General features: G+C 59.3%; 23 protein-coding genes and 4 pseudogenes. 9 read left to right on the top strand and 18 right to left on the bottom strand.

Going from position 1 to position 26,684, the window contains the following annotated elements; all coding sequences use genetic code 11:
• Window positions 1-160: 160 nt before the first annotated feature.
• Both CAI21_RS24720 and CAI21_RS25525 read left to right on the top strand, forming a co-directional pair.
• Window positions 161-1,377, top strand: a pseudogene (locus CAI21_RS24720) (DNA repair ATPase); the annotation flags it as partial.
• A 51-nt stretch (window positions 1,378-1,428) separates the two neighbouring features.
• Window positions 1,429-5,301: a DUF7902 domain-containing protein gene (locus CAI21_RS25525; protein WP_404840861.1), complete on the top strand. Its 3,873-nt coding sequence runs from the start codon at window positions 1,429-1,431 to the stop codon at window positions 5,299-5,301.
• Window positions 5,302-5,462: 161 nt separating this feature from the next.
• Here CAI21_RS25525 and CAI21_RS07825 read toward each other — a convergent pair whose 3' ends face one another.
• Both CAI21_RS07825 and CAI21_RS07820 read right to left on the bottom strand, forming a co-directional pair.
• Window positions 5,463-6,449, bottom strand: a complete 987-nt coding sequence (locus CAI21_RS07825; protein WP_147305502.1) for a hypothetical protein — start codon at window positions 6,447-6,449, stop codon at window positions 5,463-5,465.
• A gap of 355 nt (window positions 6,450-6,804) precedes the next feature.
• On the bottom strand, window positions 6,805-7,452 hold the full coding sequence (locus CAI21_RS07820; RefSeq protein WP_116301775.1) for a response regulator transcription factor: 648 nt from the start codon (window positions 7,450-7,452) through the stop codon (window positions 6,805-6,807).
• 509 nt (window positions 7,453-7,961) lie between these two features.
• Here CAI21_RS07820 and CAI21_RS07810 point away from each other — a divergent pair.
• Window positions 7,962-8,477, top strand: coding sequence for a hypothetical protein (locus CAI21_RS07810; RefSeq protein ID WP_116301773.1), 516 nt, complete (start codon window positions 7,962-7,964; stop codon window positions 8,475-8,477).
• A gap of 207 nt (window positions 8,478-8,684) precedes the next feature.
• On the opposite strand, the gene CAI21_RS07805 is transcribed toward CAI21_RS07810, so the two are convergent.
• The 6 genes from CAI21_RS07805 to CAI21_RS24710 form a co-directional block, all read right to left on the bottom strand.
• Window positions 8,685-9,026, bottom strand: a complete 342-nt coding sequence (locus CAI21_RS07805; protein WP_116301772.1) for a hypothetical protein — start codon at window positions 9,024-9,026, stop codon at window positions 8,685-8,687.
• A gap of 141 nt (window positions 9,027-9,167) precedes the next feature.
• Window positions 9,168-9,863, bottom strand: coding sequence for a PspA/IM30 family protein (locus CAI21_RS07800; protein ID WP_116301771.1), 696 nt, complete (start codon window positions 9,861-9,863; stop codon window positions 9,168-9,170).
• 16 nt (window positions 9,864-9,879) lie between these two features.
• Window positions 9,880-10,290: a DUF2170 family protein gene (locus CAI21_RS07795; protein ID WP_116301770.1), complete on the bottom strand. Its 411-nt coding sequence runs from the start codon at window positions 10,288-10,290 to the stop codon at window positions 9,880-9,882.
• A gap of 230 nt (window positions 10,291-10,520) precedes the next feature.
• Entirely contained in the window at window positions 10,521-10,739 is a 219-nt protein-coding gene (locus CAI21_RS07790; RefSeq protein WP_116301769.1) for a hypothetical protein, read from the bottom strand.
• A gap of 321 nt (window positions 10,740-11,060) precedes the next feature.
• Window positions 11,061-12,179, bottom strand: coding sequence for a glycosyltransferase (locus CAI21_RS07785; RefSeq protein WP_116301768.1), 1,119 nt, complete (start codon window positions 12,177-12,179; stop codon window positions 11,061-11,063).
• Window positions 12,173-12,901 carry a glycosyltransferase gene (locus CAI21_RS24710; protein ID WP_258868042.1) on the bottom strand — a complete coding sequence of 243 codons (729 nt, stop codon included), beginning with the start codon at window positions 12,899-12,901 and terminating at the stop codon, window positions 12,173-12,175. The genes CAI21_RS07785 and CAI21_RS24710 overlap by 7 nt, the downstream gene beginning before the upstream one ends.
• Window positions 12,902-13,389: 488 nt before the next feature.
• Between CAI21_RS24710 and CAI21_RS07775 the strand changes: the two genes are divergently transcribed.
• From CAI21_RS07775 to CAI21_RS07765, 3 genes and pseudogenes are all read left to right on the top strand, one after another.
• A complete protein-coding gene (locus CAI21_RS07775; RefSeq protein WP_116301767.1) occupies window positions 13,390-13,593 on the top strand; it encodes a hypothetical protein in 204 nt (67 codons plus the stop codon).
• An 11-nt stretch (window positions 13,594-13,604) separates the two neighbouring features.
• Window positions 13,605-14,516 (top strand): annotated as a pseudogene (locus CAI21_RS07770) (glycosyltransferase); the annotation flags it as partial.
• Window positions 14,500-15,834 (top strand): O-antigen ligase family protein, encoded by a 1,335-nt coding sequence (locus CAI21_RS07765; RefSeq protein ID WP_116301765.1) that lies wholly within the window; start codon window positions 14,500-14,502, stop codon window positions 15,832-15,834. The pseudogene CAI21_RS07770 and the gene CAI21_RS07765, both read left to right, overlap by 17 nt.
• Here CAI21_RS07765 and CAI21_RS25520 read toward each other — a convergent pair.
• The 5 genes and pseudogenes from CAI21_RS25520 to lpxL all read right to left on the bottom strand — a co-directional run bounded on the left by CAI21_RS25520 (window position 15,758) and on the right by lpxL (window position 20,415).
• Window positions 15,758-16,384 (bottom strand): glycosyltransferase, encoded by a 627-nt coding sequence (locus CAI21_RS25520; RefSeq protein ID WP_309544944.1) that lies wholly within the window; start codon window positions 16,382-16,384, stop codon window positions 15,758-15,760. The genes CAI21_RS07765 and CAI21_RS25520 overlap by 77 nt on opposite strands.
• Before the next feature lie 101 nt (window positions 16,385-16,485).
• Window positions 16,486-16,842, bottom strand: a pseudogene (locus CAI21_RS25860) (glycosyltransferase); the annotation flags it as partial.
• Window positions 16,839-17,861 carry a glycosyltransferase family 9 protein gene (locus tag CAI21_RS07755; RefSeq protein WP_116301857.1) on the bottom strand — a complete coding sequence of 341 codons (1,023 nt, stop codon included), beginning with the start codon at window positions 17,859-17,861 and terminating at the stop codon, window positions 16,839-16,841. The gene CAI21_RS07755 and the pseudogene CAI21_RS25860, both read right to left, overlap by 4 nt.
• Window positions 17,862-17,987: 126 nt before the next feature.
• Complete coding sequence (gene hldE / locus CAI21_RS07750) at window positions 17,988-19,409, bottom strand: bifunctional D-glycero-beta-D-manno-heptose-7-phosphate kinase/D-glycero-beta-D-manno-heptose 1-phosphate adenylyltransferase HldE (protein WP_258868053.1); 1,422 nt, start codon at window positions 19,407-19,409, stop codon at window positions 17,988-17,990.
• A gap of 7 nt (window positions 19,410-19,416) precedes the next feature.
• Window positions 19,417-20,415 carry an LpxL/LpxP family Kdo(2)-lipid IV(A) lauroyl/palmitoleoyl acyltransferase gene (lpxL, locus tag CAI21_RS24705; RefSeq protein ID WP_147305058.1) on the bottom strand — a complete coding sequence of 333 codons (999 nt, stop codon included), beginning with the start codon at window positions 20,413-20,415 and terminating at the stop codon, window positions 19,417-19,419.
• Between the two features lie 358 nt (window positions 20,416-20,773).
• Here lpxL and CAI21_RS23700 point away from each other — a divergent pair, with 358 nt between their 5' ends.
• Together CAI21_RS23700 and CAI21_RS23695 are read left to right on the top strand one after the other, a co-directional pair.
• A complete protein-coding gene (locus CAI21_RS23700) occupies window positions 20,774-21,556 on the top strand; it encodes a 3-deoxy-D-manno-octulosonic acid transferase (RefSeq protein ID WP_220347790.1) in 783 nt (260 codons plus the stop codon).
• 70 nt (window positions 21,557-21,626) lie between these two features.
• Window positions 21,627-21,977 (top strand): glycosyltransferase family protein, encoded by a 351-nt coding sequence (locus CAI21_RS23695; protein ID WP_220347789.1) that lies wholly within the window; start codon window positions 21,627-21,629, stop codon window positions 21,975-21,977.
• 82 nt (window positions 21,978-22,059) lie between these two features.
• Here CAI21_RS23695 and CAI21_RS07735 read toward each other — a convergent pair whose 3' ends face one another.
• The 5 genes and pseudogenes from CAI21_RS07735 to CAI21_RS07720 all read right to left on the bottom strand — a co-directional run bounded on the left by CAI21_RS07735 (window position 22,060) and on the right by CAI21_RS07720 (window position 24,473).
• Window positions 22,060-22,773 (bottom strand): TolC family protein, encoded by a 714-nt coding sequence (locus CAI21_RS07735; protein ID WP_116301762.1) that lies wholly within the window; start codon window positions 22,771-22,773, stop codon window positions 22,060-22,062.
• 39 nt (window positions 22,774-22,812) lie between these two features.
• Window positions 22,813-22,944 (bottom strand): annotated as a pseudogene (locus tag CAI21_RS25855) (hypothetical protein); the annotation flags it as partial.
• Between the two features lie 2 nt (window positions 22,945-22,946).
• Complete coding sequence (locus CAI21_RS07730; protein WP_116301761.1) at window positions 22,947-23,369, bottom strand: TolC family protein; 423 nt, start codon at window positions 23,367-23,369, stop codon at window positions 22,947-22,949.
• 119 nt (window positions 23,370-23,488) lie between these two features.
• Window positions 23,489-23,809, bottom strand: coding sequence for a rhodanese-like domain-containing protein (locus tag CAI21_RS07725; protein WP_116301760.1), 321 nt, complete (start codon window positions 23,807-23,809; stop codon window positions 23,489-23,491).
• 1 nt (window position 23,810) lies between these two features.
• Window positions 23,811-24,473, bottom strand: a complete 663-nt coding sequence (locus CAI21_RS07720) for a protein-L-isoaspartate O-methyltransferase family protein (protein ID WP_116301759.1) — start codon at window positions 24,471-24,473, stop codon at window positions 23,811-23,813.
• A gap of 375 nt (window positions 24,474-24,848) precedes the next feature.
• On the opposite strand from CAI21_RS07720, the gene thiC reads away from it, so the two are divergent.
• Window positions 24,849-26,672: a phosphomethylpyrimidine synthase ThiC gene (gene thiC, locus CAI21_RS07715; RefSeq protein ID WP_404840860.1), complete on the top strand. Its 1,824-nt coding sequence runs from the start codon at window positions 24,849-24,851 to the stop codon at window positions 26,670-26,672.
• Window positions 26,673-26,684: the final 12 nt, after the last annotated feature.

Below are 26,684 nucleotides of genomic sequence, written 5' to 3'. Positions count from 1 at the left end.
CTAGGTGACAGACGCGGAACAGCAGCAAGACGAAAACACGCTGGAAGAAGGCGGTACTTATACCGTGATTCGCCGCCGCCTGGAGCAGCAGGCTCAGGCCGTGGCGGCGAAGGCGGAGCGGCTTAACAACAGCCGGGAAGAGACCTTCGGCAGCACCGACATGGCCGTTATCGGCGGTGCCCGGGTGCGGACGGAGAATAATTGCGTCGCGCGGGATATCGCCTGCGTTGGCGAGTATCTGCTTTTCGGTTATCAGGTCCATCTGGGCTTAAAGCAGCAGACCCGAATCGAGGACGTATTCGGGCTCCACCGTTTGCATGTCGATGCCGACGGCTCCGAACTGGAATCGGTGCCCGTAGCCGGCACCTTCCTCGACGATCCTAGCTTTCGACGCGATTTCGACGACTTATTCAAGTATTACAAAGAATCGCGGCTCATACAGTTACGGGTACTAACCGGCAAGTTGCTGGCTATCTTCCAGACGGGTAGCACCTTCGAGGATCAGAAGGTCTTTCGCTGGAGCATTCACCCCGACGGCCGTGCAGAGTACATCGACGATCGGGGCGATCGCGATAATACCGTCCCTCCGCGTTACGATTTCGAGTGGGTAGAGACGACCCGCGAGCATCATGTCCATGGCCGTCACCCGCACGTCAATATTCTCGATGAGGTGTTTGTCGAGACCTTGAACGGTACGCTAACCATCAAGGTCGAAAATAACACCGAAGACGGCGAAGGGATCTACAGCGAAGCCGTTGAGGATCGCAACCAAAGCTTGCAGGATGCCGACATCCATTACGCGAAGGTCGGTACGCTGATTCTGCTGCGGATTCTCCCCTACCGCGAGACGCAAGAGCGTCACTTTGTCTTCAATACCCGCACCCGTGATGTGCGCCGGATCGACGAACTTTCGGGCGCCTGCCGGCAATTACCCGAAGATCACGGCATCATCTTCCCCGGTGGGTTCTATTTGCAGAACGCGCAATACCGCTTGTTCGACGCCGATGTCGCCGACATGCGCTTCCTGCGCGAAGTCCGCTCGCCTAATGGCGAAGACGTGTTGTACGTTTTCTACCACCGACTCGACGGCCGTTTCGTTCTCTTATCGTACAACGTGATTCGTCAGGACGTGGCAACGCCTATCTACTGCCACGGCCACGCCACGCAGAGCGACGGCACTATGGTGCTGTTCCGTACCGAGGATAAGCCTGGTCGTGTCCACAGCTTACAGCTGTGGCATACCCCCTATTGCGACGAAGAGCATGCGCGGCGCAGCCGCAAGATACGTCGTTCCTGGCCCGCATCGGTAACCCCGAACTCGTGCGCGCGATTTCCGATATTTACGCCATCGAGCGACAGATTCGGCGGCAGAAACCGACCCGGCCGGGCTATGAAGATCTCATCGCGGCGATTCAGCGTACCCGCGATATGTACCACTGGCTCGGCAGCCAGGAAGTCGACGACCTCGATCAGGAACTGCGGCGCTTGCAGGAGACTGCCGAGCAAGTTCTGGATGAATTCGATCGCTACGACGCGATACGTCAGCGCGCCCGTAATGCACTGCAGGACGCCGAGCGGGAGCAGAGTACGCTGCTCAGCAGTATCGGCCGCGCCGAGTGGAGCGAAATTCAGCGTTATGTCGACGCGCTGCAACAGCTGCGTCGTCAGCGCGGCCGGTTGATCACCCTGCGCGAACTGCGCCATATGGACGGCGAGCGCCTGGGCGAGTTGGAGCAGGCGGTTAGCGAAGCATTCGATCACGTCAGCCAGCGCACCGTCGAGTTCCTGCTGGGCGAGCGGGCGTTAGCGCCGTATCGGGAAACGATCGGCGAATGCGACGAAGCCTTGGCCGAGATCCAGCGCGGCGTCGATCTAGAGCCGGTGTTGGATAAGCTCACGACAGTGGCCGATGGGCTGAACCTGCTCTCCGAGGTCGTGAACGAACTGGAAGTCGACGACCCCAGCGCGCGTACCGACATTCTCGAAGCCGTCTCGGCGGTGTTTGGCGACCTTAATCAGGTTCGTGCCCGTGCCGATCAGCACCGACGCACGTTGGGCGAGCGCGAGTCGCGGGCCGAATTCGGTGCTCAGTTCCGGTTGTTATCGCAAAGTGTTGTGCGCGCCTTGGCGGCGGTCGACACCCCCGATCGCGCCGACCAGGAATTGTCCCGCTTGTTGCTCCAGCTTGAAGAGTTGGAGGGACGCTTCGGTGAGCATGACGCGTTCATCGGCGATCTGACGGAAAAACGCGAAGAAATCCACGAAGCTTTCGAAACCCGCAAGCAGCAACTGCTGGAAGAGCGCCAACGCCGCTCGCGCAGTTTGCAACAGGCGGCCGAGCGTATTCTGCAAGGCCTGGTGCGGCGTGCGACGGCGATGGATAACGTCGACGACGTTAACGCCTGTTTTGCCTCCGACGCCATGGCCTTGCGCCTGCGCGGTCTGGTAAAAGAGCTGCGCGAACTGGGCGAGTCCGTGCCCGCCGACGAGATCGAAGGCAGTCTCAAGACCGCCCGCGATCAAGCGGTGCGTGGGTTGCGCGACCGGCAGGACATCTTCGAGGACGATGGCAATATCATTCGCCTGGGCCGACATCGGTTCACCGTTAACACCCAGGATTTGGACCTCACCCTGATTCCCGGCGACGATGCCCTGTATTTGCACCTGACCGGCACCGATTTCCACGAGCCGATCCACGACGCCGATCTGGAAGCCGTGCGGGAGTATTGGGATCAGCGGCTGATCTCGGAAACCGATACCGTCTACCGTAGCGAATACCTGGCTGCAACCTTGCTGGATGCCGCCGAGACAGGGGCCGACGACGGCCTAAGCCTGGATGCGCTGCGAGCCGCCACGGCCAGCGACGGCGAGTTAGGCCGCATCGTCCGCGAAGCGGCTGCCAGTCGCTACGACGAAGGCTACGAGCGTGGCGTTCACGATCACGACGCCGCCCGTATTCTGGAGAAGCTTGTTCACCTGCGGGATACCGCCGGCCTATTACGCTACAGCCCGAGCGCTCGCGCACAGGCGCTGCTTTGGTGGGGGCTGGTCGCGAGCGAGGAACAGCATCGGCATTGGTCGGCGCATTGCTCGGCACAAGGTTTGCTGAGTGCCGCTTTTGGTGCCGCGGGCGATACTCGCCAGTTGCACCGGGAGCTGACCCAGCGCCTCAGCGAGGATCTGGAACAGGCCGGTTTCGGTCAGTTACCCGGCTCGCGCGAACTTGCCGCACGCTATCTTATGGAAGAGCTACGCGACGCGCAGCCTCATTTCCTCGTTAGCGGCACGGCGCGCGGGTTGGTGGAGAGTCTCCTGCTGCATTTAGGCGGCCGCCAACAGCGCGAATCCCTGACTGAGGGCTTGGAACGGCTCCAGCATGACCCGCCGGGCCGTTACCGGATGGCCTTGGCTTGGCTGAAGGGCTTTGTCGATCAGCGCGACGAGTCGCGGCAAGCGCTGGAACGCCCAGTGCTGGAAGAAGCCGCTATGTACCTACTGCTGCAGGATAGCCTGGATTTCACCCCCAGCGAGAGCGTGTACCGGATTGACGTGACCGACTTGCTGGGTCGGCATCCGCGCATCAAAGACCGCACCTTGCATTTAAATCTGCCAGAGTTCATGGAGCGCCTGGCCTACCACCGGGAGGTGCGTGTCCCCGGCTTCCGCCAAGCCCGGCAACGCCGCCATCAGGTGTTGGAGCAAGAGCGGCGACGCTTGCGGGTGCAGCAGTTCCAGGCCGGTAACATGGCCTCCTTCGTCCGCAACCAAATGGTCAACGAAGTTTATCTGCCCATGTTGGGCGATAGTCTGGCGCGCCAAATCGGGACGGCCGGCGACGAGCGGCGCGGCGATTTAAGCGGCATGCTGTTGGTTATCTCGCCGCCCGGTTACGGCAAAACGATGTTGATGGAGTACGCGGCGAACCGCCTAGGTTTGGTGTTCGTTAAGGTTAACGGCCCGGCCATCGGTCACGACGTTCATTCGATCGACCCGGCCGAAGCGGGTAATGCCGCCGCGCGTCAGGAGCTTGAGAAAATTAACCTGGCCTTGGAAATGGGCAATAACGTCATGCTGTATCTGGACGATATTCAGCACTGCCATTCCGAGTTCCTGCAGAAGTTTATCCCCTTATGCGACGGCCAGCGGCGCATCGAAGGCGTGTGGCGCGGCGAGCCGCGTACCTACAACCTGCGGGGCAAGAAGTTCTGCGTGGTGATGGCCGGTAACCCCTATACCGAGTCGGGCGATGCCTTCAGCATTCCCGACATGCTGGCCAACCGGGCCGATGTCTACAACCTGGGCGATGTGATCGGCGGTCATTACGATGCGTTCAAGATGAGCTACATCGAGAACTCGCTGACCGCCAATTCGGTATTGGCGCCGCTGGCCTCCCGCGGCATGGACGATTTCTATCGCCTGGTGCGGATCGCGCGCGGCGACGCCGATGCCCGTAACGAACTTGAATACGACTATAACGAAGCCGAACTCAACGAAATCGTTGCGGTGCTCCAGCGCTTATTCGTCGTGCAGGATGTCGTGTTGCGGGTGAACCAGGAATATATCCGCTCCGCCGGTCAGGAAGATGCCTACCGAACCGAGCCGCCGTTTCGTCTCCAGGGTTCTTACCGCAACATGAACCGCCTTGCCGCCAAGGTATTGCCGGTGATGAACGATAAGGAACTTGAGGAGATGATCACCGACGACTACACCGCCGAGGCGCAGACGCTGACGACCGGGGCGGAAGAAAACCTGCTCAAGTTAGCCGAGATGCGGGGGCTGTTGACCGCGGCGCAGCAGGAGCGCTGGGAGGCGATCAAACGCACCTTCGTACAGCGTCGTCGCGGGGGTGGCGGCGACGATCCGACCAGTCGGATCGTCGGCCAGCTAGAGTATCTGGGCGAGCGAATGGATGTGATCGGCGAAGCGCTCTCGCAAGGCAGTCGCGACCAGCAATCGGCCGCTTTGGAAGGGCTGGTGGAGCAGATGCGGGCGTTTACCGACGCCTTGCGGACCAGCGAGTCGCGGGTCGAGGTGGTGAATCAGCCGGTGCCCGGTTTACAGCATTTACTGGAAGGGCTTACCAAGACCATTGAGGGCTCCTTGGTGCCGGTGGTGCGGACTATGCATCACAAGCTGAGGCTGGATCACGATATCTGGGACACGCTGAACGAAACCTTGGAGGTGCTGCGTCAGTTCGATCCGGAGGCCTTCCGCGAGGTGCGTTTGGATAAAACGATTCGCCGGGTTTATAGCCCCGAAGAGGTCGAGCCTCTGGAGGACGGAGGCGCACCGGAGAAGTAAGGTTGGAGCCGAGCGCGGTTTCGCGCTCCGGCGGAGAAGCGTAATTTCCCGTTTCGATATAAGCAACGGGGTAAGCTTAGCAAGACAGGTCGGGCTAATGCTGACCCTTCGCTGCAACGGTGCCTTACGGGGTTTTAGGTTTATAGCGGTTAGCGCGGGATTTAATCGCGTTCGTAGCAGGGTATTCCCGCCTCCCAGAGTTCGTCCTCGTCATACGTCTGGCTGACGCCCGCCATGGTTATCGTGGCCCCGCCATTGTTGAAAACGACGTGAATATCCTCGTTAATGGTCGCCTCGCCGGAAATTATCCGGCTCTCGTGGAAGGCCTCGCCCGCTGCGTCGGTTTCCGGCTTATCCTCGATGCGCAAGGTCTGCGTCGTTGCCCAATGGGCCGAGCCGAGTTCGCAGACACTGGAGTTCAATCCGACCACGCCTTCGACGTCGTAATCGAACACGTACGTATCGTCATCGTGCTGCCGGTAGTGGATGACGGTTTCGGTCGCCGTCAGCGGTGCCGCCCGACTTTCGCCGAACTGAAACCGGTAGCCATACTGGCCGTCGCTGACCCAGGTTTCGCTGTACTGGCTTATCTCGTAGGTGTCCGCCCCCTGGCATTCGCGGCATTCGAAATGCTCCAACAACAGCTCCGTCCGGTAGAAGGTGTCGGCGCTATCGTGTTCGGCGCGGTGAGGGGTTCCGCTATCCAGGTCGCCTTGGGCGTGGTAGAGCACCGTATGGTTATCGACCCCAACCGTTGCGGCGTATCCCGTCTCCGTGAAGCCATCGCTAAGGGAGCGCATTCCCCCGCCTTGATGGCGACAGGCCTCGTTGTGCATCGTTTGATACGCAAACTCCCCTTCCCCGAAGGGCGTTTGCACGGTTTTCTCGCCGTGGGTCAGCGTCAGCGTTCCCCCGCCGGGGCAGTCCTGCTCCATATCCGGCCCGGAAAGGTCCGGTGGGTCTTCATTAGGGGCATAGTCCCCGCCCCCGAATAAGCCGCTGGTTACCGCCACATAAAGCGCGGCATCCTCGATGCTGTTAAGTTGCGCTTCGCTAATGGGCGGCACGGATACGCCACCACCACCACCACCGCTGGAACTGCTGCTGTCGCTACCGCAGCCAGCTAGCATTCCGCTTACTAGTGCCACGGGCAAGGCCGCTTTCGCGAATCTGTGGTGCCTTGTCTGCATGCGTGATCCCCCATGTTGTATGCGCCTTCCCGGCTTGTTTACATTACTCTCGATGGCGCCCCTATCCTGAGTTAATCCTTGCGTGAGGGCCATGCCCTAAACGGGTTAACCCAGCCAGGCGGGTAACGGAAAAAGAGAACGGTGTCTTTTTGCCGAAGGGGGTAACAACGTTAATTCCGCAGCGAAGGCTAACGCAGCTGTAGCGTACTGTTGACCGCCATAATCGCTTGCCGTATGGCTAGATGGACGCCCGCGCCCAGGCAAAAGGGCGGGCAGGTTAGAAAGCGGAAGTTTCAATGGCAGCGCCCGCCCGTCAAGGCTTTGACCAATCCCCCAGGAGGCCCATCTTGGCAGCCTGTAGGGCGGCCTCCGCGCGGCCTGACACGTTTAGTTTCCGATAGATGGACTTGATATGGCTGGCGGCTGTGTTCACCGATACGTCCAGCAGGCGAGCGATATCCCCCCGGCCCAGGCCCTTCGCCAACAACAACAACACTTCTTCCTCTCGCTCGGACAAGGGGTTTTCCGTTTCCGCCGGCGGTGTTTGCTGAAAATGTCGCAAGATCCGGCGCGCCACTGCCGGACTTAACGGGGGCTTGCCGCTCATAATTCCTACCAAGCCCTCTACCATTGTCTGCCGGGGTTGATCCTTCAGCAAATAACCGCTTGCGCCCGCTTTTAGGGCGCTGAACAGATGGCGGTCATCATCGAATATGGTAGTTACGACCAAATAGGTCTCGGGGCAGTGCCGCTGCATGTACTGCAACAGCTCGGTTCCGCAGCCATCGGGTAAGCTCAGGTCGATTAACGCCAAGGACGCCGAATGCTCCTTCAGCCAGGCGTATGCCTGGCCCAGCGTGCTGACCTCGCCTACCGTGGGGTTGGGAAAGGCCTCGCGCGCAATGCTTGCCAGCCAACTACGGGTTTCGAGGTGATCTTCTACGATTAATACGCTCTGCATGCTACCCCCAAAAGTGAAACCGCCTATCAAAGGCGAATGTTTCCGGTCTTTATGATCCCCTGTGCTCTTAAGTTGGGTTCGCAAAGCCGCGTTGCTGTGCCGGAATGCGAGCTTCTGGCGCGGCGTTTCGATCTTATTAATAAAATCAGATAATTCTTCTTATTGCTATTCCTTGTTCGCCAAGATCGCTTGCTTTAGTAGACCATAAAATGCGCGAGCAGGGCCGGGGAGCGCCCGCCGGTTTCCTCGAAACGGGGGATGCGGCTCCCCCAAATGGGGGATGCGCGAGCGCGGAGGCCTTGCACGAAGGCGGGTGCGGTTAGCAAAGTATCGCGCTGCGGTATAAAGGCCGCCGGGGGGGAAGGCTGTTTCATCCAGGTTTTCGCGTTTAAGCGTGTTCTGCACGGTATTTCAATAAGCATCGGGTGAGAAGGTAATATAGCGCTCTTAATACGAGGGACCTTCTCCCATAGCGATCAGAAGTCTCATCTATAATAACGGAGTAATGTATGAAATTAATTTCCGCGCTTGTTCTTTCCGGCTCCTTGGCTTTGGCCGCTACGGCCCAGGCCGCGCAGCCGAAAGAGGGGGATTTTTCGTTAGCATTCAACCCTTTTGATTCGGCGGCGGGTGCCGGCTTTGGCCTTTCGGTGCCCTCGGCGGCAGCGCCCAGCTATGCGGCCGGATACTTCGTATCCGACACCCTGATGCCCTACGGGTTTTTTAGCCTCGCGGACGACGATGTCGGCGACGATACCGTGCTTGCTATCGGGGGCGGTGTGCGTGTTTACAGCGATGAGCTGTCTTCCCGCATTCGTCCGTTTCTGGGTGGCGGGTTCGGTATCATCAACGCGGATGATACTGGCTTCACTATGGGGGCATTTTTTGGTGCCGAGGCCATGATTGCCAATGGCTTTTCCGTTAGCGGCCAGGTCGGTGCCGATCTCTATGACCTGGGCTGCGAATTTTGCGATACCAACATCAGCCTCGGTACTGCAAACGTTATGGTCAATTTCTACTTCTGATCTTGGCCAATTAAGGGCTCCGGTGGGCGAGAGGCCGCATGGAAGGTTTCTCCGGCTGCTCATCGGGGCCTTGGGTAAAGCCGCTGTCGGCTACGGACATAGAATAAAAGGCCCAAGCCTGCTTGTCGCCATGGCTCAGCAGGCGGGTACTGGCGCCGACAGTGTCAGGGTCTGACGAAGGGTGCCCTTTCTTTTCGCCGCGGCGGCTTAGCGCTCCGACGAATCGTCGCGATGGCGCTGATAAAAGCGTAATAGCTCGTCTTGAATGCGCTCGCGAATACTGCTTGGGTCGACTTCCGCGAGCCCATAGCGCGCGGCGAGTTTTTCCATATCCTCGGGGCTTGCGCTGAAGGTCAATCGCGGTCGTTGGGGCGGCTTAACGGGTAAGCCGACCAGGTCGCGAAGGAAATCCGAAGTTGCCATGCCGCGTTGGGCCGAAACGCGGCGGAAGAACTCGATCGCGTCGCTGGATAAATTAAAAGCCAGTTGGTTGGCGCGGATTTGTCGCTTCGAACCCGCCCACGCCTTGGGAATGGGGCGCTCAGTCATGGCGAATGTTCCATCGGGTCGAGCATGAGATAAGGATCGATTTTGGGGCCGTAATCGTCCGCCGTTAGGCCGCTCGCGGATGAGAGACAGCGCCTACCCGGCGCGGGAGGCGCTATCGCTCACAACAGCGTTAGGCGTTGTTCAGCTTCCCGGATTCTCTTGTCTTAGCCGAGCGAGGATGTCCTGCGCCGAATCCCCGCGGCCGGTCACCCCGGCTTCTTTCAGCTTTTGATCCAGGCTCTGACTGCCGCCTTCGGCGGCCAGTTCGCGGGCGGCCGTTAAGCGATCGCGTCGGTGCGCCTGCCGTTGCCGAATCCGTTCCAGCGACTCCATCGCGCGGCTACCTTTGCTGTCGATACCGGCCAGGTGGCTGGAGGCGTCGGCCGTGGCTTTTTGTACGGCTTCCGTCGTTTTCACGATGTTCAGCTCGCGTTGCATGCTCTCGACGTTTTGCCGCCCTTCGTTGATCTGCGTTTGCAGTTCCCGCACCTGTTCGGTGAGGTAGGCAAGCGCATCCGCTTCCGCCGCTAGGCTATCTTGTAAGCGAACCATCTCGTCAGCGACTTCGGCGGCTAAGGTTTCGTTGCCTTGTGTTAATAGCGTTCTTGCCTGCCCTTCCCGCAACGTAAGCTGCTCGCGCAGTTGTTCGACCTTGCGCTTCTGGCCGAGCTCGTCGGCTTTGGCGGCAGTGAGGCTGCGCTCGGCGCGGCGCATGGCATCGCGGGCCTCGCGCAATTCTTGTTCGAAGCGGGTAATGGCCGTGGCGTCGGCGACGGACTCGCCGGCTTCGTTGATGGAGCCCTTGAACGCAGTAAAAATCTGACGCATCCAGTTCATGATTTATCTCCTCGCCTTACGCTTGCAGGTATTCCTGTAGCGCCTCCACGGCCGTTAAGGTGTTGTCGCTCAGCGTTTCGATTTCTCGAATCAAGGCTTCGGTGGTCGGTTCCGGCGTTAAGGCGCCGAACACCACGTATTGCCCGCCGATTTTGGAAAACGAACTCAGCGGCATCGGCAGGTTGAGTTCGAGCAGATGTTCAAGCAACTCGCTGCGAGACTCCGGCTTAACTTCCGATTCCGTCCAAAGGTACGTAATGCACAACAGCTGTTGCTCGTCGCGCGAGATGTAAACCGGAAACTCGTCCCGCCCTTCGACCGTGACTTGTAATACGTCGAAATCGTCATCGGGTTGCAGGACACTCACGCTCAGGGAAAATCCTTCGCGGGTCGTTTGCCCCTCAAGTTGTTCTAGCAGTTGATACATATCCCTTTCTCCTTTTTATGGGACGAGCTTAACGGCATCGACATAATATGTCCAGACATATTATGTCGATGCCGTTTGCCTGGGCAAATGTCGAGCAAGTGTAGCGCTTTAGCTGGGCGAACACATCGAAGGGCCCGTACGCTTAGGGAGGTACACGGCTCACTGCCGTGCTTGAGCGTGCCCAGGAGCCGCGTTGTGGCCCCTGAGCACGTGTCTTAAGGGGGGAATCGCTAGAAGTCGAAGTCGTCTTCTTCATCCTCGTCGGCATCGTCGTCAAATCGCGCGCTGATGTCATCCGAGGCTTCGTCAAAAGATTCGCCGGCACTTTCGAAAGTTTCGTCGACCTGCTCGCCGGCCTGTTCTGCCGGACCTTGGGTGTCGCAGGCTACCAGTACCGTTAACGGCAGTGCGAATAACAAGGTCATTAGATAAAGACGAATGCGGTCCATGGTTGCTCCTTCTTTCCCAGCCTTGGGTAGGTAGAGCAATGCAGAAGGCGTGCCAGTCGTAGACGGTCATAGTCTGCGACCGTTCGAAAGCCGGTCGAGCCGATGCTCTTGTGTCTGAGCGAATGCTTTCAGCAGCCTTGCCTCCCTGTTGCGCGGATAAGTTAATAGATCTACGGGCCGTTCATTTTAGGGGGCGGGTTGTATACTCAGGCCATGCAGGCCTTGTAGCAAGATGACACATGTTCGGGTATGACACGGCGCGAGCCGTGCCATCAACGAATAAGCATGACACTGCTACAACGCCCGATGGGGAGGAGTAGCCTAGGCAAGCTTCATGGCTTCCAAATAACGGCGGCTGCTGAAATCCATGCGGTAGGCTTTAACGGCATCTTGTAGCGCTTCCGCAGCAGGAGGGTGCTCCAAGGTATGCGCGATCGCTTGTGCCAGCCTTTGCGCGTCGCCGACCGGGACCAAGGGGCCATATCGGCCGCCATCCAGTAGTTCGTGCGGTCCGCTGGGGCAATCGGTTGCTACGACCGGTACGCCGAGCGCCATCGCCTCGGTGAGTACATTAGGCGACCCCTCCCAGCGGGAGGAGAGGACAAACACACTCGCTTTCGCCATGTAGCTGTAGGGATTAGCGACGTGGCCAGGCAGGCTGACATCCTCTTCCAGCGCCAGCGCTGCGATCAGGCTTTCCAGTTCGCGCCGTAATTTACCGTGGCCGAGAATGATTAATCGATACGGCCGCTGCTCCCGCTGCCGCAATAGCGCGAACGCGTTAATTAGGGTGGTAAAGTCCTTCTGTTCCGTAAGCCGTCCGGCGCCAAGAATAACGGGGATATCCGCCGTTTCCACTAACCAAGGGTGGCTTACCGACTCTGTGCTTGTTTGCCGCATAGACGGGGTAATTACCGGGTTACGTATTACGGAGATCCGTTCCGGCGGCAAGCCGGTGAGGGTTAGGGTATCCGTCGCGACGCCATCGGAGACGGCGACAACATGATCGACCTGCCGATAAAACCAGCGCATAGGTAAAAGTCGTAGCGAGCGAGTAAGCCGCGAGCGCCCTTGCAGTGCCGCAGACAGGTTGGTGCCCAAACGGCCGGCGAGATAAACCGGATTACCACTTAAGCGGCGGGCTAAAGCCGCCATGCGTATCGCTCGGTCCTTCGCAGCCAGCATGGCGCGCGGCTTGTTGCGCTTGAGATAGCGAATTAATGGGATCAGCGCTAAAGCGGTGTGATTGACCCCAAGCTCGATTACCCGGACGTTGTCCGGTAACACGGTCCCCGCCGGTAACTTCTTGATAACAAGCAGGTCGACGGCGTGTCCTTCTGCGGCAATCCCTTCGAGAAGGTTGAGCATCATCCGCTCGACGCCGCCTAAGCCGGAAAATGAAATCAAAACGGCAAGGTCTGGTTTTGTTGAGTTCAACATAAGACAGCGGGTGTTTTCCGAGATTGTAACCCTAACAGCTGCAGATAGCGGTGAGCGCTGTTATCCACCGTATACGCCTGGACAGCTGCTCTCAACCGGTGTGCCGGCAGCGGGGACGTCAGGCAATGGTCGAGAGCTGCGGCCATGGCCTGCGGGTCGGCTGGCGGTACTAAGGGGCCGTACCGCCCATTATCCAGTAGCTCGCGCGGCCCGCTGGGGCAATCGGTTGCTACGACCGGTACCCCGAGTGCCATGGCCTCGGTCAGGGCGTTAGGCGATCCCTCCCAAAGCGACGACAAGGCGAAGACGGTGGCACGAGAAAGATCGGCGTAGGGGCGCTCCACAAACCCCGGCAGATCGACGTCTTCCGCTACGCCAAGCTCATATGCCAGTGCTTGCAGACGGCCTTGCTGCCGCCCTTGGCCGATGATCAAGAGGCGGCAGGGCTTGTGTGCCCTAAGTTGCGCGAAGGCGCGTATCAGTGTGGCGAAATCCTTTTGTTTCCGAAGCCCGCCCATACCGACGATGACAGGGCTGTCTCCTTCTTGCAGCCAGCGGTGGCTGGGTGCCTTGCTCGCCTGAGCGTACAGGTCGGGGCTAATTACTGGATTCGGTGCGACGGCAATCCGTGTTGCCGGAATGCCGCTGATGGCACTGATGCTGTCGGCGACGCCCGCCGATACGGCGATAAGGCCGTCGGCTTGCCGGCAAAGTTGGCGCAAGCGGCGGTTTTCCCAAGCTTTAGCCAAGGCGCTGCGTCGGCGGCCGATTTGGCGGCCGGCGCGTCGGTCACGATCCGCAGGAAGATGCGCGTATCCGCGCCAGAGGAGCGTTTGGCAGCGAGGGCGGTCGCGTCGTTCTCGGCTTTCGCGGACAGTAGTGCCGCGGGCTGTTCCTGTTGGAGGTACGTTGTCAGCAGACGATAGGCGTGGCGGGTCGAGCGGTCGCCGGTGGGTATTACGCGTACCTGAGGCGGCAATTTATCCAAATAAGGCGCATTCCGCTCACGGACGATGAAATCGACCTGTATGCCACGCTCGGCGCAGCCCAGCGCCAAATGGCTAAACATGCGTTCGACGCCGCCGTCCCCATAATCAGGTAGAAAAAGGCACAAATGCGGCCGAGAGGGAACAGTCTCCATATCAGCATCCTTGCTAAATCGGCTTGTAGGGAGGTTGCGAGTGCCAGATCCCGTTGATCGTCCGATAAAATGGCCATTCTTGGCCTGATTAGCGCCCACCCTGGCACTAATCGTGGCGGTACCGCGGTTAGTATCGTGCGGTTGGCCAACTATTTTGCCGCTCAAGGCATTCTCGTCGAGGTGCTGACACGGCGCAAGGACCTTCGCGACACCTCGCCCGAACCAGTCGATCCGACAGTTAACATTCATGTTTTACGATCTCGTAAAAACTAGCTTTAAGCTGGGAGCTATTGCTTTATCTTCGCCGTCGGCGACCACAGGTTTTACTAGCGCTGGACACTCGGGCCAATCGAATAGCGGTCCGGGCGAAGCGATGGTTTGGCGAGCGTTTGGATGTTTGGCCAAGTCTACGAAATGCGTTACCTAAGCCTGACAACGACCGCCACGCAACAAGACAGCTCCGTACGCTACGCAGTATTGCCGAAGGATGTGACGGGATAATTGCGATTTCTCAGGGATTAGCGGATGAGTTTCGATCCCTTACCGGGGCGGACTCGGCGCATGTGCATGTTATTCACAACCCGGTTGTTAACGATGTGCTGCGTGCCAAGCTCGAAGCATCCGTTTCCCACCCGTGGCTAACGGCCAATCGCCAGGTGCCGGTTGTTCTGACGGTTGCCAGGCTTGAGCCACAGAAAGACCTAAAGACGCTGTTACGGGCCATAGCCGTACTCAATGAACGATGCCCCTGTCGGCTACTGGTGATCGGCGAAGGGAAGGAAGCCGCAGCCCTGGCCTCTTTAGCAGCGGACTTAGGGGTAGCCGATCAGGTCGACTGGTTAGGCTTTCAGATCAACCCATACGCCTACATGAAGCAGGCGGATCTTTTTGTGCTGAGTTCGCGCTCGGAAGGGTTCGGTAACGTGCTGGTTGAGGCGCTGGCGGCAGGGGTTCCTGTCGTCAGTACCCGGTGCCCGCACGGGCCGTTGGAGATTTTAGCGGATGGCCGTTACGGCGCCTTAGTGCCGGTTGGCGATTGGCGAGCATTAGCGGCAGCTATGGCTACGACATTGGCGAAACCACCTTCGGTCGAGATCCTGCGCCAACGGGCGGAAGTCTTCACCATGGAGCGTTGTGGAGCCCGGTATATGCAGGTTCTAGGTTTACAAGAGGCTGCCGATGGTAGGGAGCGATAAGCTTACTTGGCAACAGGTCGCCTGGGTGTTGGGGGTGGTGGGTTTGTACCTGTTTGCCTTCGCAACGTTCTACGGCGTAGGCGCCGGCAACGCAGCTTTGGCGGCGATGCTGCTGGCATTGTTTCTCCAGGGCCGGTGGATCTGGGGGCTTATCGGGCGCGATCCCTTATTTTGGTTGTCGGTCGTTTTTTTACTGTTGCTGGCCTGGAGAACCCAGGTGGCGCTGGCGACGTTTCCGGAGCAGGCCGAGCATATCGAACTGGCCGCCCGGCGCTGGGCGCGTTTCGGCTTCCTGCCCTTGCTCTTGGTAGCCTTGTGGATTGCCTTAAGCGGAGCGCGGGCGTTGAGCTTGCTCGCTCTCGTGCTGCTGGGGTTCTTGGCTAAAGTCGCCGTTGAGTTCGAGCCGGACGTTCTGCCGCGGCTGTGGGAGGGTAGGGCGCGTGCCGCCTACATCAATTCCGCCGTGGCGTTTGGCTTGTGGTCCGCCATTGGCCTGTTGGGTGTGCTGTTGGCAGCGCCGCAATGGATCGGCCAACCGCGTTGGCACCGGCTCTGGCGAGGCACGCTTTGGTTGGTCGCCGTGATCGTGTTGGCCTTGTTGTTACTCGCTTCCCAGACGCGCGGCGCTTGGTTGGCGTTTACGTTCGGTTTTGGTGCTTGTGGCTTGATCTTATTGTTTTGTCGGCGTGATTACTGGCGCCAAACGCTTATTGTTGCCCTGATCCCTTGTTTGGCGTTGGCCCTCGTGGCTTGGGTAGGCAGCGATATCTTCGAAAAACGTTGGGCACAAGCGAATCAGGAACTCGCCGAACTGCTCGATCAGGCTCAAGCGCCGCGTCCGGAGAGCTCGATCGGTGCGCGCTGGGCAATGGCTCGGTTGGGTTGGCACCATAGTTGGGAGCGGCCTTGGCTAGGGTGGGGGCCGGGAGTGTCCAAAGCTTTGTTGGAGCAGGAAGAGCTGTTCGACGAAGCGGGATATCGCGATTTTCATAATGGGTTTCTTGAAATTGTGCTCGCCTTCGGGGTGATCGGCGGTTTATTGTGCTTGGCGATGGTCGGATTGTTAGTGCGGGGCGGGCTGCTGTTGTACCGTCGCGGCGACGTGCCGTTAAATGTCGTCGTGCTTTTGGCCGGGGTTTTTCTATTGCTAACGGCAGGCTCTTTAAATGGCCATGTCTTCTTTAATACCCAAGGCTTGTTTTTATTCGCCGTTTGCGGCGGTATCGCCTACAGCGGTTTGCTTAGAAACCGTCTAGAACATCTCGATAAACGGCCAGATTACCGGCTACCATCGCTTGGATCGAAAACCGTTCCTTAGCAATTTCCCGCCCTTGCCGGCCATAGGCTTTGGCAAGCGCCGGCTGAGTCAACAGGGCATCCACTGCCTCGACGAGTTCCTCGACGGCACCGGGTGCGATCAACCGGCCGTTGATTCCGTCGTGTACGATTTCGGGGATGCCGCCGGCACGTGCGGCAACGATAGGAACGCCGCAGGCCGCGGCTTGTAGGAGTGCGACGCCCAGCCCCTCCCGATAAGCCGGGTGGACGACAAGATCCAGGCAAGGAAGAATCCGCTCCAGGTCATTACGAAAGCCAGTTAGTTGTACGTGCTCCCGTAAGCCTTGCTTGTCCAATGCTGCATGCAGGGCTGCCGCCAGCGGCCCCTGGCCGAACAGCAAGAAGCGCGTTTGCGGATGCCGAGCGATAATAGGCGGGATCGCCGAGAGCAGGGTATCGTGCCCTTTGCGGGGGATGAGCTGAGCGACCATCCCAATGACCGTCGCCTCGCGCGCCAGGCCGAACTCCTCTCGCAACCAGGCGCGTTCGTTACGTGGCGTATAGACGTCGGTATCGACGGCGCTGTGCACCAACGCCAGTTTGTCTTCGGCGACACCGGCACGACGGAGTACCTCCCCAATGCCCGCCGAGATGGTGATAACGCGTTGGTAGAGGCGATACTTGAGCCCCCCAGGCGCGTTTCCGGGTTATCGACTCGGCGACTGAGTATGGCGGGTACCCCTGCTAAGCGCCCTGCCAGGCCGCCCCAAACGTCCGCGCCTCGGCGGCTGTGGACATGAATAAGGTCGCTGCCGTAGTGTCGCGCAAGGCGCGCCAGCCTCGGCGCCAAGCGAGCATCGAGTTCCCCCCGCAGCGGCACCTCATGCACGGGTAAGTCTTCTTGTTTCGCTGCTTGCGCGATGGCGCTGCCTTGTGGGCAGACGAGAATATGCCGGCCTGGTTCATTTTGTAGCCCGCGCAGGAGAAAGAGCACTTGTAACGCGCCGCCGTAGAGATGGCGGCCGGTTTCTACATGTAAGACCCTCATGCCGCAACCTCAAGTAAGCGCTGAGCATGGGAGGCAACCTCCGCTACGCTGTGTTCGCGCATACAGGTAAACGCGCCGTTGCAGGTAGGGCGGCGGCGGCAAGGCGAGCAGCTAAGCTCGCGATACAACACGCAAGCATTGCGGCGGCCGGTATCCAAATAAGGGCGAGTAGATCCGAACAGGGCGAGGGTCGGGACATCGGCGGCAACCCCCATATGCGTCAGCCCGGTATCGACGCCGATGACCAAGCGTGCCCCGGCGATGACGGCGGCGCTTTCGGGGAGGGTTAAACGGCCCGTCAAATCAACGCCGGGGGCGGCAAAACGAGCGGCGGCTTCGCGGTCGTCGGGGCCGCCGAGCCAGACGGGCGTTAACGCCAGGCGTTGCTGAAGCGTCTCCGCCAGCGCATGCCAGCGTTCTTCCAGCCAGTGCTTCTGTGGGCGGGTGGTAAACGGGCAGAGCGCGACATAGTCGCCCGCCTGTTCGCCAACCGCTTCGGCTGCCGCCGAGCGGGCCGCAGGCGGAACGGCGAGTTGAAGGCGAAAATCCGCCTCGTTCGCACCGAAATGCGTGGCTAAGTCGCGATATTCCGAGCTGATTCGGCGATCGTCGGTGGGTGAGCGGACATTGTCCGTTACAAGCCATTGGCCACCTTCCCGGCAGTTGACGCCGACGCGGGTCGGGGCGCCGCTCATGCGAGCGAACGCGGCGCTTTTCAAAAGCCCTTGAGCGTCTATGGCCAAATCGAATCGCCTGGCTCGCAGGTCCGTTGCGAAACGTCGTATCGCCAAGCCTAAAGCCAGGTAACGGCGGCGCTTTGCCAACGCCCGCCAGTCGGCACGAGGCCAGGGGATGACTTCATCGACGTCGGGGTGCGCTTCTAAAAGCCCGACGGTGGCGGGTTCGGTCAGCCAGCTGATGTGCGCTTGCGGCCAGCGCGCTTTTAATGCGCCGGGCAGACCGGAGGCGAATACAATATCGCCAATCGCGCTTAGCCGAATAAGCAGAATCCGTTCCACGAGGCAGATCACCCTGTGTGTTTCGTCGGTGTGTTGGGATCTTAGCCCGTCTGCTCGATGGATTCTAATCGGCCGATGTTACGGATCGCCGTATCGACGTTGCCACTGTGTGCGACAAGGCAGCCATTACTTTTCCCGAATCGTGTGAATAATGCCGGTGGTGGAGTGTGCCTCCAGATAAGGAAGAATCTTAACCTCGCCCCCGCGCGCTAAGACCCCTTTGTGGCCGGCAATCTCTTCGATCCGATAATCGCCGCCTTTGACCAATACATCCGGGGCAAGAGCGTCGATAAGCCGCTCCGGGGTATCTTCGCTAAAGGGCACCACCCAGTCTACGGATGCCAGGCCGGCCAATACCGCCATGCGATGATCGAGCGTATTGATCGGGCGCTCCGGCCCTTTAAGCCGTGCGACCGAGGCGTCGTCGTTGACGGCAACGATCAAACGATCGCCGAGCCGGCGTGCCTCTTCCAAATAGGCGACATGGCCGGGATGTAAGAGGTCGAAGCAGCCGTTGGTCATCACAATGCGTTCGCCGCGTCGCCGAGAGGTCTGCAATTGTTGCACCAGCGCATGTTCGGTGACTACGCCCTGGGTGCTGCTGTGCGGGCGAGGCAGGCTGGCGGCCTGCTCCAATTCGGCCAGGCTGACGGTCGCGGTGCCCAGCTTGCCCACCACCACGCCGGCAGCCAGGTTGGCCAGGGCGGCAGCCTCCCGCATTCCGCAGCGAGCGGCAATGGAGGCGGCGAGCACGGCGATGACGGTATCGCCCGCACCCGTTACATCAAAGACTTCATGGGCTTGGGCAGGGATATGCAAAGGCTCTGCGTTTTGTTGCAGCAAGGTCATGCCCTCCTCGCCGCGGGTCAGCAGGAGTGCCTCCCATTCCATGCTCTGTAGTAGCTGCCGCCCTTTTTCCACCAATTCCTCTTGGCTATGGCAGAGACCTACCGCGCGCTCGAACTCATGCCGGTTTGGGGTGATGAGCGTCGCGCCGCGGTAGACGCTGAAGTCTTGTTGCTTCGGATCGATCAGCACCGGCTTACCGGCAGCGCGTGCTGCGGCGATAAGCTCGGGGATATTCTGTAGCGCGCCTTTGGCGTAGTCGGACAGTATGACGGCGTCGACGTCTGCTAGCAGCGTTTGAAAACGATCGAGCGAGAGTGCAGCCTCCGCTGCAACCTCGGCCTCGAAATCGAGCCGAATCATTTGCTGTTGATGGCTGATAACGCGCAGCTTGGTAATGGTCGGTCGTTGTGCGCTCCGCTCCAGCGTGCAGCGAATCCCGCTGCTTTCCAGTAGGCGTTCGAGCACTTCGCCGGCTTCGTCCTGGCCGGCTTTGCCGAGCAAGTGGGTTTGCGCGCCCAGCGCGGCCAGACCGAGGGCAACATTGGCGGCTCCGCCCGGTCGGTTATCGGTGGAACGGATCGCAACGACCGGCACGGGCGCTTCCGGAGATATACGCCCGGTGTTGCCGTACCAGTAACGGTCGAGCATGACATCGCCGGCGACCAGAAGACGAACGTTGGAAAAGTCGGGGATGGTCAGCACGGTGTTACTTCTTCCTCCGGTCGTTATAAGGGTTGGGGTCGCTCTTATTCGGGCGTGTCTTAAAGCGCCGGTGCGTCCACAGGTATTGGTCGGGATAGCGCCGTACGGCCTCTTCGATGATCGCATTGATGCGGGCTGCATCGGCTTTAGGGTCGTCGGTCGGGAAGTTCTCCAGCGCCGGTAAAAACACCGCCTCGTAACCGCGTTGGTCCGCGCGGCTATGAAAGAAGAACGGCACAACGGGGGAGTTGTTCATCTTCGCCAGCCGGGAAAGGCCGGTGATGGTGGCCGTTTCTACCCCGAAGAAAGGTACGAATACGCTATGCTTGCGCCCGTAATCTTGGTCGGCCGCATACCAGACGGGGCGGTTCTCTTTTAGCGCCCGCATAATTCCGCGAATATCGTCGCGCGGAATCGCGCCTAACAAACTACGATCCCGCGCCGAGCGCATGCAGTACTCCACGACGGGGTTGCGCTGCTTTTTATAGATGGCATAAGCCGGAATCGTCGGTGCAATCAACGGCGGCATGATTTCCAGCGAAGTAAAGTGACAGGATAAAAGAATGACGCCCCGTCCTTTAGCTTGCGCGGCCTCAAGGTGTTCGGTGCCGCTTAGCTCGATCAGATGCTGTAGACGCCGCCGCGGGGCCCACCAAGACAGTGCAATTTCCGCAAAGGCTTTACCGGTATAGACGAAATTTCTCTTTACCAGGTCATTGCGGCCATTGAGGTCCAGTTCCGGGAAACATAACTCTATATTTCGTTCTGCCACTTGCCGCCGATGGCGTGCAATAGGATAGAGCAGACGGCCCGCACCGCGGCCGATTGCCGTTGCCCAGCGGTAGGGGAGTTGGGCCAGGCACCATAACAGCCCCATGCCGATCCAGTTCGGCCAATAGCGCGGGCGTAATGCTCGTTTGGGCAATGATTCCATGTGGGTGTTGTTACCGTGCGTTCCCGTGTAGTCTTCCGTTGCGCCTCGGTGGACGTACAGTTGCAACACGGAGCAGTTACAAATAACCGTGCCGCAGTGGCAACGGGCGAGTATAGCAGACGCTACCAAGCGAGGAGCGGATATTGTTCCGCTTTTACAGTACGGCGTCCCGCACCTAGTGGAGCATTGAGCAATGTCTTTGCCTTTTTGGCGAAACGGACGAGTTGTCCGTTTTGGGTATGAGCGTCAAGGTTAATGACGAATCTGGAAGGGCCATGAAAGGACTCTATACCACGGTTCTATTTCTACTGACGCCGTTCGTGTTACTGCGGTTGGCGATACGGGGTTTGCGAGCCCCCGGCTATTGGCATCGCTGGTACGAACGCTTCGGTTTTTTGCATGGCGAGAGCAGGCGAGACCGATATGGGTGCATGCCGTATCCGTGGGCGAAGTCGAGGCAGTGGCACCCCTGGTGCGTCGTCTGCAAGCTGATCATCCGGATATTCCGATTTTGCTGACGACGACGACGCCAACCGGCTTCGATCGCGTGCGGAGCCTGTTTGGCGACCGCGTACGGCATACCTACCTGCCGTACGATCTTCCCCCGGTTGTGGGTCGTTTTTTCCGCCGTACCCAGCCTCGTCTTGGCATCATTATGGAAACCGAGCTATGGCCTAATCTGCTGGCTGGAGCCGCGCGCCGTAATGTTCCGATGTGTTTGGTTAACGCGCGCTTGTCCGAGCGATCGGTGCGGCGTTATCGCCGTTATCTCGCTCGGCTTATGAGCCCTGCGGTGCGGAGTTTGTGTTTGGTGGCTGCGCAGTCCGCTGAGGATGCGGCGCACCTGCAAACGCTTGGCGCCAGGCCGGAGGTTGTGCACGTCGTGGGGAATTTAAAGTTCGATTTGCAGTTACCGGCTGAGATAAGCGCTGATGCGGCCGCGCTGCGTTCGCAATTGGCAGGCTCGCGGCCGGTGTGGATAGCGGCGAGTACGCATCAAGGCGAGGAGGAAGTCTTGCTCTCTATCTTTGCCCGGTTACGGCGTATTCATCCTCGTTTGTTGCTGGTGCTGGTGCCGCGCCACCCGGAGCGGTTTCGCCGAGTCGAACGGCTGTGCGAGAGCAACGGGTTAGCAACGGTTTGCCTTAGCCAGGGCCTACACTCGACTACGGACGCGGATGTTTTTTGGTCGATGCAATGGGTGAATTGAAGCGGTTTTATGCCATTGCCGATGTCGCCTTTATCGGCGGTACGTTGGTGCCGGTGGGGGGCATAATCAAGTGGAGCCGGCCGCTTTGGGTGTGCCGATTGTAACCGGGCCGGATGTATCTAAAACCCGCGAAATGAGTCATCGTTTGGTCGAAGCCGGCGCCAGTATTCGGGCCGCCGACGCTGACGAGTTGACACGCGAGCTGTCGGTTTTGCTGAGTGATCCGGAGCGACGTCGAGCCATGAGCGAGAGCGGTAAACGCTTGGTGGCCAGGAGCCGGGGCTGTGTAGCGCGGGTTAGCGGTTTGTTGGCCGGGCTATTGGCCGAAGAGTCGCCGCCGACAGGTGCGTCGGGAGAAGCGACGCGGCCGGCGGCTGAGGCCCAGCGGCCGCCGGAAGTCGTATCGACTAGGGCGCCTTAACGGAATGTTGAGAAAGCACCTCGCGGACGCCGATCCGTCTACGCCCGCGAGCTTATGCCGATCGAGTCGCCGCGAACGTTCTTTAACTTTCTGTCGGCGTTTCGAGCAACTGGTTGATTTGCGAAAGCAAACCGGGTTCAAGCGCACCAACGGTCTGAGCTAAACGAAGCGTGTTTAGCAAGTAATCGTAGCGCGCTTGGCGATAATTGCGTTCGGCCGAGAAGCGTTCCCGTTGAGCGTCTAAGACCTCTACCGACGTTCGAGTGCCGGCCATGAAACCGGCCTCAACGGCTTCCAATGCGCGTTGTGTCGAGGTGCGTGCGCGGTCAAGTGCCTGTACCCGTTGGATACTACTCTCCACCCCGCGATAGGCATCGGAGGTGGCCCGGTGCAGCTCCCGTTGCAAGGCTTGTAAGCGCTCCAAGGCTTCCGTGTGCTGGTACTGCGCTTGCCGAACCTGAGAATTCAGCTGGCCGCCGCGAAATAGCGGGGCGGTTAATTGGATGCCGACGCGAAGCTCGTCGCTGGTTTGCGACTGCTGCAAGCCCGTCCCCCCGGAAATATCGTTCCGACCTGCACTCGCGGTGAGATCTAGCGTCGGATAGCGTTCCGCGCGTTGAATGCCGACATTTTCCATACTGGACTGCACCGCATAGCGGGCTGCTGATAGCTGCAGGTTGTCTTCCAGTGCACGTTGTTGCCAATAGCCGAGGTTTGCCGGTTCCGGCGAGTGTAGCGGGACGTGGTCGGTTAATGAGAGTAGCGCGTAGTGATCGCGCCCCGTGAGCTCGCGCAAACCGTCACGTTGGCTGTCGAGGAAATTGCGCGCCTGAATACGCTCGCTAACCGCTAAATCGCGCCGAGCCCGCGCCTCTTCCAGATCGGTCGCCGGCGCTAGCCCGACTTGATAACGCTCTTCCGCCTGCTCGAGCTGGCGCTCGATGGCGCGCGCTTCCGCGTCGGCCAGCTCTAGCGCGTCCGCTGCCGATAAAACGGCAAATAGTGTTCCGTTACCCGGAGCATCAACGCTTGTTCGGCAGCGACATATTCGGTTTCGGCTTGGTTGATCAGAGCCGTCGCCTGCCGCTGTAGAATGAAACTGCCGTAGCGGAATATCGGTTGACTAAGCTGGAGGGCAATTCGGCTGCTGGTGAAATCGCTCTCGTCCTGATCAACGTGCTCGGCACTGCCGGTTAAACTCAAGCTGGGCAACAGCGCCGCTCTCGCTTGCGGACCCAATTCGCGACTTGCGCCCAGGGAAGCCTGCGCCTGCCTTAGAACCGGGTCGGCTTCCTGGGCTTCGCGGTAAACGTCGAGCAGGCTGTCGGCGGCGTAGGCCGGCGCGAAGAAAAGGCCGGCCAGCAGGCTGGTAAGGATCAATCCGGTTCGCATAGTTCTTTTGCCTGTGTTGCTCGTCGCTCAATATAGCCCGGCTGCACTGTTTCGCCTCGGGTCTTACCGCAACGCTCCAATGGCGGCATTGAGACCTGTTGATTATGCAAATCAAGTGCTTAGTAAGTCGGTACCGTCGGGTCAACGGTGTGTGACCAAGCATCGATGCCGCCGACTAGGTTATAGACCGTATCGAAACCTTGATGTTCCAGGTAATGCGCAACTTGCGCGCTACGCACGCCGTGGTGGCATAGGACAACGAGCGGCACGTCAGGCGAAAGCTCGGTAAACCGGCTGGGGATTTCCCCCATCGGGATGTGCGTTGAGCCAGGAAGGTGCGCGACATCGTATTCCCAGTGTTCACGCACATCCAGCACTACCGGTTTCCGTTCCTCCTCGGCTAGCCATTGTTGGAGTTCGATGGCGAGCAGCTCTTTCATCTTATAAAGCAAACGTTGCTTTCTTCTGCGCGTTTACCAGAGGGGGGACGCTGGTTTCCAAAAGGCTTTCGCAAGACCACTCGTCCTCGGTAACCCGGGTGATCAACAGCCCTTCCATGACGGGATCTTCCCCAGCGATCATGAACAGTCTGCCGCCAACGGTTAGGCTATTGTGGAAGCCACGGTGAAACTCCGGTAGAGAACCGGTCACTGCGATGACATCGTAGCGGCGGCCTTGGACCCAGCCTTGGGCGGCGTCCCCCGTTGCCAATGTGACGTTGCCGACCTTTGCTTGTTCGAGATTACGGGCGGCGATGTCGCGGAACTCGGGATAGATATCGACACTGGTTACATGGGCGCATAAAGCAGCCAGGCAGGCGGCAAAGTAACCGGTACCGGTGCCGATTTCCAAGGCCTGTTCGGACGTTTGCGGGTTCAGCGCTTGGAGAATACGCGCTTCCAGCTTGGGTTCCAGCATGACTTGGCCGTTATCGAGTGGAATCTGTAAATCGGCGAAAGCCAGGTTGCGATAGCGGGCGGGTGCGAACTCCTCGCGCTGGACCGTCATGACAGTGTCCAGCACCCGTTGATCGAGAACATCCCAGGTGCGAATTTGCTGCTCGACCATGTTAAAGCGTGCTTTCTCTATATTAAGCTGGGTCATGGTGGTGTCCGCTCGTCGGCTGGAGTTGTGAATAACGGCGTGGCCGCTTTCGCCTATGATAGGCCCGTTGCGTTGCAAAGATATGGCGGCCTGCGGCCGCTTAGCGTAAGAGGTTTTGCCAACGCAGGCAAGCGCTAACGGGCTGGCAGTAGCGATACGAGGGAAGCCCTGTATACCGTTCGTTTGGGCTGAGGTTGTCTCCGTGCCTATCCGAGCCGCCCGTTACACTGGTTGAAAACGAACAGGCGCGTGTATACCTTGATCAACACGTTCGTGCCGGCCGCCCGGCGGACCATTACCCGAGGAGTTAGAATAAAGATGAATGCGCGTCCCGACGCTCTCCGGAGCAAGACAGGAAGTCTCGACGAGGCCGTTATGCGGCCGTTTAATAACTCCCGCAAGATCTACGTGACCGGGAGTCGTCCAGACCTTCGTGTCCCAATGCGGGAGATCAGCCAAGCGGACACGCCGATTACCTTTGGCGCCGAGAAAAACCCTTCCGTTTATGTCTACGATACCTCCGGTCCATACAGCGACCCGGGAGTCGAGATCGATTTGCAACGGGGCTTGGCCCCGATTCGGGAAGCTTGGATTCTGGAGCGTAACGACACCGAACAGTTGGATGGGCCGACCTCGCGGTTCGGTGTAGAGCGGCAAAACGACCCGGAATTAGCGCATTTGCGGTTTGATCATATCCGCGCGCCGCGCCGCGCCAAGCCGGGCGCCAATGTTACCCAAATGCACTATGCTCGGCGCGGTATCGTGACGCCCGAGATGGAATATATCGCCATCCGAGAAAATCAGCGGCTGGATTTGGCGCGCGAGCAGGGATTGTTGAATCGACACCCGGGGCAGAGCTTCGGTGCCGGCATTCCGGAGGAAATTACTCCGGAATTTGTACGCGACGAGGTGGCGCGCGGCAGGGCCATTATCCCGGCGAATATCAACCATCCGGAGTCGGAGCCGATGATCATCGGCCGTAATTTCCTTGTGAAGGTTAATGCCAACATGGGGAACTCGGCCGTAACCTCCTCCATTGCCGAAGAAGTCGAGAAGATGGTGTGGGCGACGCGCTGGGGCGCGGATACCATCATGGACTTGTCCACCGGTAAACACATCCACGAAACCCGCGAGTGGATCTTGCGCAACTCGCCGGTGCCGGTTGGTACTGTGCCGATTTATCAGGCCTTGGAAAAAGTCGACGGGCGTGCCGAGGATCTGACCTGGGAAATCTTCCGCGACACGCTCATTGAGCAGGCCGAGCAGGGTGTCGATTACTTCACTATTCATGCCGGCGTTCGCCTACCGTTTGTGCCGATGACGGCGAAGCGGGTAACGGGCATCGTTTCTCGCGGCGGTTCGATTATGGCCAAGTGGTGTCTGGCGCACCATAAAGAGAGCTTTATTTACGAGCGCTTCGAGGAAATCTGCGAAATTATGAAGGCGTACGATGTGGCCTTCTCCCTGGGCGACGGCCTCCGGCCCGGTTCGATCGCAGATGCCAACGACGAAGCGCAGTTTGCCGAGCTGAAAACGTTAGGCGAACTCTCCGAAGTTGCGTGGCAGCACGATTGCCAGGTTATGGTGGAAGGCCCCGGTCATGTGCCGATGCACATGATCAAGGAAAATATGGATAAGCAATTGGAGGCCTGCAAAGAAGCGCCTTTCTACACCCTAGGGCCGTTGACGACCGATATCGCACCCGGCTACGACCACATTACCTCGGCGATCGGGGCGGCGATGATCGGTTGGTTCGGTACCGCGATGCTGTGCTATGTCACGCCGAAAGAGCATCTTGGTTTGCCGAATAAGCATGACGTGCGCGAAGGTATTGTGACCTATAAGCTGGCTGCCCATGCCGCGGATCTGGCAAAAGGCCACCCCGCTGCCCAGCTGCGCGACAATGCACTGTCCAAAGCGCGTTTCGAGTTCCGTTGGGACGACCAATTCAATCTCAGCCTCGACCCGGAGAAAGCCCAGGAGTTTCACGACGAAACGTTGCCGAAGGATGCGCATAAAGTAGCGCACTTCTGCTCCATGTGCGGCCCGCAATTCTGTTCCATGAAAATTACCCAGGAAGTGCGGGATTTCGCTAAGAGCCGAGGCTTGAACAGCGCGGAGGATGCCGTCGAGGCAGGCATGCAAGAAAAGGCCGAAGAGTTTCGAGCCGAAGGCGCCGATGTCTATCGACGCGTATAACGGGCGGTCGCT

The organism is Alkalilimnicola ehrlichii, from assembly GCF_003399765.1.
Taxonomy (GTDB): Bacteria; Pseudomonadota; Gammaproteobacteria; order Nitrococcales; family AK92; genus AK92.
Note: the sequence above shows the minus strand (reverse complement) of the source record. Positions and strands in the feature narration are given on the sequence as shown.